The following is an 8,033-nucleotide window of genomic DNA, read 5'->3' as shown; positions in this document are numbered from 1 at the left end:
CCGGGGCCTGGGCGACGGGGAGGACGGTGGTGTCGGTATCCGTACCGGTGTCCGTCCGCCAGCCGCCCATCGTGTGCAGTTCCGTCGCGGCCTCGGAGGCGGGCGCGCGCAGGGTGCGCTCGACGGTCTCGGCCGTGGGGCGGTCCGCCGGCTCCTTGGCAAGCAGTGCCTCGATGAGCGACGTGAGCGGCCCGGCGTTGCGCGGCGGATCCAGCGGGTCGACGGCGATCGCGTACGCCGTCTCGACCGCGGTGTTCTTGCGGAACGGCGGCCGCCCCTCGACCGCCTGGTACAGCGTCGCGCCCAGCGCCCACAGGTCGGAGGCGGGGCCCGGGGTGCCGCCCTTGACCCGCTCGGGGGCCAAGTAGTCGATGGAACCGACCAGTTCGCCGGTCTTGGTGAGGGTGGACGTGCCGCTGGCCACCGCGATACCGAAGTCCGTGAGCACCACCCGGCCGTCGTCGCCGAGCAGGACGTTGCCGGGCTTGACGTCGCGGTGCAGGACGCCGGCCGCGTGCGCGGCGCGCAGTGCGGCGATCATGCCGCGGCCGATGCGGGCGGCCTCGTCCGGCGGCACGCCGCCACCGGAGAGCGCGGCCTCCTTGATGACGTCCCCGAGGGTCACGGAGGGGACGTACTCCATGACGATGCAGGGCAGGCCCGCGTCGTCGACGACGTCGTGCACGCCGACGACGCTGGAGTGGTTGATGCGGGCCGCGGCCCGGGCCTCGCGGCGGGCGCGTTCGTTACGGGTGGCCAGCTCGTCCGGCTCCAGCTGGAGCGAGGCGTGCAGGCGCTTGACGGCGACCTGGCGGCCCAGCAGTTCGTCGTGGGCCCGCCAGACGGTGCCCATGCCGCCCTGGCCTATGCGCTCGAGCAGGCGGTACCGCCCGGCGATCAGCCGACCCTCGTCCACCGCAGCCTCCGACACCGCACGCCCTCCGGCTCCCCCGTAACCCGTCAGAGAACAACGATAGTCAACAGAGCCACACCCGTTACCGGCCGGTCGTCGCCGCGTCCGGGATCTCAGGGTCCGGCCAGGGTTGTCACTGATGCCCGGTGACGCGTCCGCTTGCCACCATGGGCGCATGAACGATGCTTCGCCGTCCGGACCGCCGCAGGGCGGGACCGCCGAGCCGCAGGGCGCGACCGCCGAGGCCCCTACCCTGCCGCCGCCCCCGCCGCCGCTGCGGCGCAGCCGGCGGCAGAAGGTGGTGGGCGGGGTGTGCGGCGGGATGGGGCGGCACTGGGACCTGGACCCGGTGATCTTCCGCATCGTGCTCGCCGTACTGGCCGTGAGCAGCGGCATCGGCCTCATCGTGTACGGCTTCGCCTGGCTGCTGATCCCGCTGGAGGGCGAGGACGAGAACGAGGGGCGGCGACTGCTGTCCGGGCGGGTCGAGGGCACGGCGCTGACCGCGATCCTCGTCGCGCTGGTCGGCTGCGGGCTCTTCCTGTCGGTACTGGGGCGGGGCGACAGCCTGGCGTTCACGCTCATGCTCGCGCTCGCGGTGGCCGGTTCGGCGTACTGGTCGAAGCAGCGGCGGGCCGCGGCGCACGGTGCGGGTCCGGTGGACGCGGCGACCGCGCAGGCCGTCGCTGATGCGCCGCCCGAGACGCAGGCACCGCCCGCGCCGGGCGGCCCCTCGTGGTGGCGGGACCCGCTCACGAAGGACGGCGCGGGGACGGGTACGCAGGCGGACCGCACCGGCTATCTGTGGGGGCCGGCTGACACGCCGTCGTACGAGTCGTACAAGTCGTACGGCACGGCAGCAGCGGGGGCCTCGGCGGTGCCGGAGACGCGGAAGCGGCCACGGCCGGTGCGGGCGCGGCCGATCGGCGGGCTGACGTTCCTGCTGGCGCTGGTGGCGGGCGCGGTGGCCGCGACGCCGTCCTGGCACGGCGGCTCGCTGCCCGCGAGCCTCCAGGCGGGGCTGGCGGCCGCGCTGGTGGTCTTCGGGCTCGGCCTGGTGCTCAGCGCGTGGCTGGGCCGGACCGGTGGCGGCACGATCTTCATGGTGGTGATCACCGCCCTGCTGCTCGGCGCGACCGCCGTCCTGCCGCGCACCCTCACCACCGACTGGGACAGCCGCACCTGGCCGCCGTCGACCGCGGCCGCTGTCCGGCCCGCGTACGAACTGGGCGCGGGCCACGGCCATCTGGACCTCAGCGGGCTGCGCCTGAAGGAGGGGCAGACGGTCCGGACGCACGCCGAGGTGGGCGCCGGACTGCTGCGGGTGACGCTGCCGGAAGGGGTGCAGGCGCGCGTACGGGTCGACGTGGGGCTCGGCGACATCCGGCTGCCCGGCGAGGCGGCCGAGGACATCGACGTCGCGCCCGACCGGACGCGCACCGTCACGCTGCCCGCGCACGGCCTGAAGAAGGGCGAGCGGCCGCACGGCACGCTGGACCTGCGGCTGGAGGTCGGCGTCGGCCAGGCGGAAGTGGCGTACGTGGGAGCGACACCGGAGCTACCGGCGAAACCGGAGGAACCGGCAAAGCCAGAGGCACCGGCAAAGCCGGAGGTACCGGGGAAGCCGGCAGCGCCGGCGCATGAGGAGGTGGCCGACCGTGCTGCGGCATGAGTTCCAGCCCGCCCGGCTCGTCACGGGCCTGACCGCGCTCGGCATCGGCGGCGTCTATGTACTGGACGCCGCCGGCCGGGTCGACGTGCCTGGCGCGTGGCCGCTGATCGCGCTCCCCGCCGGCCTCTTCCTCTCGGGCGGCGTCTCGGCGCTGTACGGCCTGGTCCGCCGCCGGAGGCGGGGCGCGGAGCTGCCGCTGCCGGAGGAGCGGCCGGTCAGCCGATGAGCCGGCGGCCGAAGCGGCGGCGGCGCTTGGCGTAGAGCGCGTCGAGGGAGAAGTACGGCGTGCCGGCGAGGATCAGCGGCAGCCAGGCCATCAGGTACGCCAGGTCGTTGCCGAAGTAGTACGGCGTCGTCGACCAGCTGACGGTCAGCCAGAAGCTCAGCGAGATCAGCGCGCCGCCGGTCGCCGCGAGCCGGCCGAGGAGGCCGAGCAGTATGCCGATGCCGGCCGCCAGTTCGCCCGCCGCGATGATGTAGCCGAAGACCGCCGGGCTGTTCAGCGCCAGGTCGACCAGTTGCGGCACCCCGGCGGCGGGCCGGGACTGCCGCATGAACTCGCCGATCGAGCCGTTGCCGGAGGCCGCGAAGAACCCCGGCTCGGTGAGCTTGTCCAGGCCCGCGTAGACGAAGGTCACGCCGAGGAAGATCCGCAGCGGCAGCAGCGCGTACCGGCCCAGTGTCGCGCGCAGTCCCGACGGCCCCGCGTCACCGCCGGTCCCTCCGTGACCCATCGCGAGCGAGCTTCCTCTGTGCACCATGGTGTCCTCCCGCCTCTGTGCCGCCGCCCGGCGCGGACGATTCTGCCCACGGGCGGGCGTTCGAAGACTGATACGGGCCGGACGTCACAGAACATTCAACGGAAGCGGACGGCACCAGGATGCGCGCCGCACCCGTACATCACTCGTGAACGGCCCGCGGGCTCCTAGGGGATCACTCCTGGATGAACAGCGGGTACGCGGCGGATTCGACGCCCGCCGCCGTGATGACGCGGACCTCGGCGCGGCCCGGCTCCACGTCGGCCGGTACGGGCACGACCAGTACGTCGTCCGCCGGGTTCGCGAAGCCGCCGGGGACCGGCACCAGCGGGACGTGCACGTCGACGCCCCCGATGCGGACGACCGTGCGGGCCAGCCGGTGCGGCGGCTGCGCGCCCGGCGGGACGAAGCCGCTGCCACGGATCTCGATGTCGTCGCCGGTGCGGACCGGCCCGTCCAGGCCGCCGATCTCCCGGGCCCGTACGACGGACAGCACGACCGGGCGGGCGCCCTCCGCGTACTTGCCCGCCAGGTACGTCGCCGCGCTGACCGCGGCCAGCGCCACCAGCCCCCACGGGAGATCCGGGAGCCGATCCGGTTCGGTGCCGAGGCGGACCGCGGCGAAGACCACGGCCACCGCGTTGAGCAGGACGTACTGCGCGTCCGCGAAGCTGCCGCGGCCGGCGTCGTCGGTCAGCAGGTCCCCGGCGCGCGGGTATTCGGCGGGCACCTTCTGCTGGCGCCCGGTGGCGAGACGTACGGACACCAGCCGGGCGGCGACGGCCGCCGCCGCGCAGGCCAGCGCCACGACGGTGAGCAGCCCGGCAGCGCGCGAGAGGTCGAGCCCGGCCAGCAGGCGGCGGCGCCCGTCGGCGTCCGGGGCCAGCGCCAGCCGGGCTGCGAACATCAGTACCACCCAGACGACGGGCAGCAGCCAGGCGGCGGCGACCGTGCGGGAGGTGGACAGGCGGCTGTCGGCGCCGGTGAGGGGCGCGAGGAGGCCGCCTTGGGCGCGGTGCCGCCAGGCGAGCGCGGTGAGCAGCGCGGCCAGGACGACGGCCGCGGCCAGCGCTGCCGTACGGGCGTCGGTCCAGCCCGCGCCGATCGCGGTCAGCGCCTGCCCGATGAGCAGCGCGGCGACGGCGCCCCACAGCACGAGCGGGGTGCGGCGCCAGAGCGTCTCGCGCCGGGCGCGGCCTTCGGCGGCGGCGCGTTCGGCGACCGTGCGGGCCGCCTGGGCCAGTTCGTCGGAGATCCACTGGCGGGCGGCGCCGGCGGAGTGCGCGAGCGCGGCCGGTACGCCGTGCCCCGCGGCGAAGTCCTCCCGCAGCGTGAGGAACGCGGCGACCGCCTGTCGGTGCCCGGTCCGGGCGCCGTCCGGGCAGTCCCCGCAGCCGCATTCGCGACGGGCCCCCGCCCCCGTACTCCCCTTCGTACTCGCACTCGTACTCGTGCTCGTCTCCGCCCCTGTCCCCGCCACCGCGTCCACCGACACTTCCGTACCGCCCGCTACCCGTAGTCGCCGTGAACCGCTCCCTGATGGCAGCGATGGCTGCGCATTGTGCCGAGGTGGCGGGGCGGGCGCCAACCGCGCTGTTCCGGGGCCTGCGGGCGGAGCCTTCCGGCACCGGCTCGGGCAGTCAGCCGAACAGCTCCGGCTCCTCGCGGCTGATCTGCTGGAACAGCGGCTGGTAGTTGATCCACGCGACCAGGTCGCTGCCGAGCTGCTCGCGCGTGCGCAGCGCGTCGCCGTGATCGATGAGTACGGGCTTGCCCGCGGCCTTCGCGGTGAGCTGCACCTGGCAGGAACGTTCCATGGTGAGGAACCACCAGGCCGCGGCGTCCACGGAGTCGCCGACCGTCAGCAGTCCGTGGTTGCGCAGGATCACCGCCTTGCGCGGCCCGAGCGCGGCCGCGATCCGCGCGCCCTCCGCCTCGTCCACGACGACCCCCGTGTACTCGTCGAACAGCGCGTGGTCCTCGTAGAACGCGCACACGTCCTGCGTGATCGGCTCCAGCGGCTCGCCGAGCGCGGCCAGCGCCCTGCCGTACGTGGAGTGGCTGTGCGCCGCGGCGACGACGTCGGGGCGGGCGGCGTGGATCTGCGCGTGGACCGCGAACGCGGCCTGGTTGACGTGGTGGCGGCCGTCGACGACCTGCCCCTCGCGGTTGACGAGGAGCAGGTCGCTCACGGTGATGTGCCGGAAGGACATCCCGAAGGGATTCACCCAGAAGCAGTCGGTGAACTCCGGGTCCCGGGCGGTGATGTGGCCCGCCACGCCCTCCTCGAAGCCGTACCGGCCGAAGAGCCGCAGCGCCGCGGCGAGCCGCTCCTTGCGGTACCGGCGCTCCTCCGTGACGGTCGCGTGCGTCGGCGGCATCGCGAACCGGAGCTGGTCGGTGGGTATCGGCGTCGGCTCGGGCATGGCGGCTCTCCTCTTCATACGCGTGCGTAGCGGCGGCTCGCACCGGAAGCTACGCCGCCGTAAGTGAAGAGGCCAGTGGTGCCGGTTACTTCTCTTCCCCGCCGCTCATCAGGCGGATGCCGCGGAGCAGCGCCGAGTGGTCCAGGTCGCCGTCGCCGCGGGCCACGGCCGAGGCGATGAGCTGGGCGGCGGTGGCGCCGACGGGCAGCGTCGCGCCGACCGTGCGGGCGGCGTCCGTGACGATGCCCATGTCCTTGTGGTGCAGGGCGAGCTTGAAGCCGGGGCGGTAGTCGCCGTCGAGGAAGTTCGCCTTCTTCCGGGTCAGTACGGCCGAGCCGGCGAGCCCGCCGTTGAGCACCTCCAGCGCGGCTTCGAGGTCCACGCCGGACTTCTCCAGGAAGCCGATGGCCTCGGCGCACGCCTGGATGTTGACGGCGACGATGAGCTGGTTGGCGGCCTTGACCGTCTGCCCGGCGCCGTGCGGGCCGCAGTACACGATCGTGCCGCCCATCGCCTCGAGCACGGGTCGGGCCGCCTCGAAGTCGGCCTGCTCGCCGCCGACCGCGATCGAGAGCACGCCCTCGATGGCACCGGCCTCACCGCCGGACACGGGCGCGTCCAGCACCCGCACGCCGTACTCCTTGGCCCGCGCGGCCAGGTCGATCGACGTCTGCGGCGTGATCGTCGACATGTCGATCAGCAGCGCGCCGTCACCGACATTGGCGAGGATCCCGTCCTCCCCGTACGCCACCTCTTCGACCTGCGGCGACGCGGGCACCATCGTGATGACCACGTCGGCGCCCCGGACCGCCTCGGCGATGCTCGCCGCCTCGGTCCCCCCGGCCTCGACCAGCGCCCCCGCCTTCCCCGGGCTGCGGTTCCACCCGCGAACGGTGTGCCCGGCCTTCGCCAGATTGACCGCCATCGGGCTGCCCATGATCCCGAGTCCGATGAAACCGATGGTGCTCATGCCGTACGCCCCACTTACTTCCGCGTCGCGGACCTATGTTCCGTAGTACGGAATCAATTTTCCGCGTGGAGGGGTGGGGCGTCAACAGCCGTCGGTCAGCCACGCCTGTTATTGATCGCGGTGAGGTCGATGTCGATGGCGAAGGGGATCGTCAGCTTGAGCCGGTTGTGGTGGATGCCGGTGAGGGCGTAGGTCCTGGTCGCGGGGTCGAGTTCGTAGACGTAGACGACGGGCAGGCCGTCGTTCTTCTCCACCCTCCAGTAATGCGGGACTCCGGAGGCCGCGTACTTGCGAGGCTTGACCTCGCGGTCGCGCTCACGCGAGTCCGCCGAGACCACCTCGACGGCCAGGACGACGTCCTCAGGCCTGTACCAGCTCTGCTCCATCCCGGTGTCTGCGTCCACCTTGTACACCAGGAGGTCGGGCTCCGGCCGGTTCTTGTCGTCCAGCCTGATGGTCATCTCACGATCGACGTCCAGGTCACCGGGGATCTGCGACAGCAGCGCGTTCTCCAGCAGCCACATGGTGCGCGTGTGGAACTTCAGCTGCGGACTCATGAAGACGAGGCTCCCGTCGATCAGCTCCGTGTGCGGAGGGAGATTCGGAAGCCGGTCGAGATCGTCCGCGGTCCAGCCGCCCTCGGGCGGGCGGGGCCACTCGTACTGGTCGTCCAGCCCGTACTCGCGTGCGGCGCTCATGGTTGCTCCCATGCGACGGAGTCTCGTCTGTTCAGCCAGAGTACTCAGCAAGAACGCCGGTGCCGCCACTCATACGCATGAACGGCGATCAGAGGTAGTCGATCTCCGCGAGGTCGATGTCGATGTCGAAGGGGGTGGTGAGCTTGAGGCGCTCGTGGTGGACCGCGACCGGGTGGTACGTCCGGTCTTGCTTGCTGAGCTCGAAGACGTGGACGGTCGGGCGGTCGTCGATGCCGGACATCTCCACGCGCCAGAAGTGGGGGATACCGGCGCCCGCGTACTTGTGCGGCTTCGTGTCGCGGTCCCGGGCTTCGGACTCCGGCGAGACCACCTCGACGGCGAGCACGGCGTCGCGGGCGTGGAAGTACGCCCGGCTGCGATCGCGGGTTGCCTCGGCGCGGACGACGGTGATGTCGGGTTCGGGGGCGTTCCTGGTGTCGATCAACGCAATCATCTGGCGGCACACCCGCAGGTCGCCGGGCACCGTCCGGCGCTGGCCGCTGACCAGCAGGTCAGTCGCGGCGCCGTGGAAGACGCACTGCCGGGCCGCATAGACAAAGCTACCGTCGATCAGCTGGGTGTGGGGCGGGAGGGGG

General features: G+C 72.9%; 9 protein-coding genes. 2 read left to right on the top strand and 7 right to left on the bottom strand.

The features are described from left to right. On the bottom strand, positions 1-931 hold a 931-nt coding region (locus CCS38_RS13835), incomplete at its 3' end, for a serine/threonine-protein kinase (RefSeq protein ID WP_223733551.1). A gap of 157 nt (positions 932-1,088) precedes the next feature. On the opposite strand from CCS38_RS13835, the gene CCS38_RS13830 reads away from it, so the two are divergent. Both CCS38_RS13830 and CCS38_RS13825 read left to right on the top strand, forming a co-directional pair. Continuing rightward, on the top strand, positions 1,089-2,585 hold the full coding sequence (locus tag CCS38_RS13830; RefSeq protein WP_223733550.1) for a PspC domain-containing protein: 1,497 nt from the start codon (positions 1,089-1,091) through the stop codon (positions 2,583-2,585). After that, a complete protein-coding gene (locus CCS38_RS13825; RefSeq protein WP_223733549.1) occupies positions 2,572-2,811 on the top strand; it encodes a hypothetical protein in 240 nt (79 codons plus the stop codon). The genes CCS38_RS13830 and CCS38_RS13825 overlap by 14 nt, the downstream gene beginning before the upstream one ends. On the opposite strand, the gene CCS38_RS13820 is transcribed toward CCS38_RS13825, so the two are convergent. The 6 genes from CCS38_RS13820 to CCS38_RS13795 all read right to left on the bottom strand — a co-directional run. Further along, entirely contained in the window at positions 2,801-3,319 is a 519-nt protein-coding gene (locus CCS38_RS13820; protein WP_223733548.1) for a DoxX family membrane protein, read from the bottom strand. The two genes, CCS38_RS13825 and CCS38_RS13820, sit on opposite strands and share 11 nt — an antisense overlap. A gap of 199 nt (positions 3,320-3,518) precedes the next feature. Next, on the bottom strand, positions 3,519-4,832 hold the full coding sequence (locus CCS38_RS13815) for a hypothetical protein (RefSeq protein ID WP_223733547.1): 1,314 nt from the start codon (positions 4,830-4,832) through the stop codon (positions 3,519-3,521). Between the two features lie 151 nt (positions 4,833-4,983). Then, positions 4,984-5,787: a class II aldolase/adducin family protein gene (locus CCS38_RS13810; protein ID WP_263302022.1), complete on the bottom strand. Its 804-nt coding sequence runs from the start codon at positions 5,785-5,787 to the stop codon at positions 4,984-4,986. A 67-nt stretch (positions 5,788-5,854) separates the two neighbouring features. Further along, positions 5,855-6,739, bottom strand: coding sequence for a 2-hydroxy-3-oxopropionate reductase (locus CCS38_RS13805; RefSeq protein ID WP_223733545.1), 885 nt, complete (start codon positions 6,737-6,739; stop codon positions 5,855-5,857). A 95-nt stretch (positions 6,740-6,834) separates the two neighbouring features. Beyond that, a complete protein-coding gene (locus CCS38_RS13800) occupies positions 6,835-7,437 on the bottom strand; it encodes a Uma2 family endonuclease (RefSeq protein ID WP_223733544.1) in 603 nt (200 codons plus the stop codon). Between the two features lie 88 nt (positions 7,438-7,525). Next, a partial coding sequence (locus CCS38_RS13795; protein ID WP_223733543.1) for a Uma2 family endonuclease occupies positions 7,526-8,033 on the bottom strand: 508 nt, incomplete at its 5' end.

This window comes from Streptomyces purpurogeneiscleroticus (assembly GCF_020024005.1).
GTDB lineage: Bacteria > Actinomycetota > Actinomycetes > Streptomycetales > Streptomycetaceae > Streptomyces > Streptomyces purpurogeneiscleroticus.
The sequence above is the reverse complement of the archived record's forward strand: the minus strand, read 5'-3'. Positions and strand labels throughout refer to the sequence as shown.

Bases quoted from the DNA above. Each gene is read 5' to 3' on its own strand.
- CCS38_RS13830 (WP_223733550.1), top strand. From the start codon at position 1,089: ATGAACGATGCTTCGCCGTCCGGACCGCCGCAGGGCGGGACCGCCGAG.
- CCS38_RS13820 (WP_223733548.1), bottom strand. From the start codon at position 3,319: ATGGGTCACGGAGGGACCGGCGGTGACGCGGGGCCGTCGGGACTGCGC.
- CCS38_RS13810 (WP_263302022.1), bottom strand. From the start codon at position 5,787: ATGAAGAGGAGAGCCGCCATGCCCGAGCCGACGCCGATACCCACCGAC.
- CCS38_RS13805 (WP_223733545.1), bottom strand. From the start codon at position 6,739: ATGAGCACCATCGGTTTCATCGGACTCGGGATCATGGGCAGCCCGATG.
- CCS38_RS13800 (WP_223733544.1), bottom strand. From the start codon at position 7,437: ATGAGCGCCGCACGCGAGTACGGGCTGGACGACCAGTACGAGTGGCCC.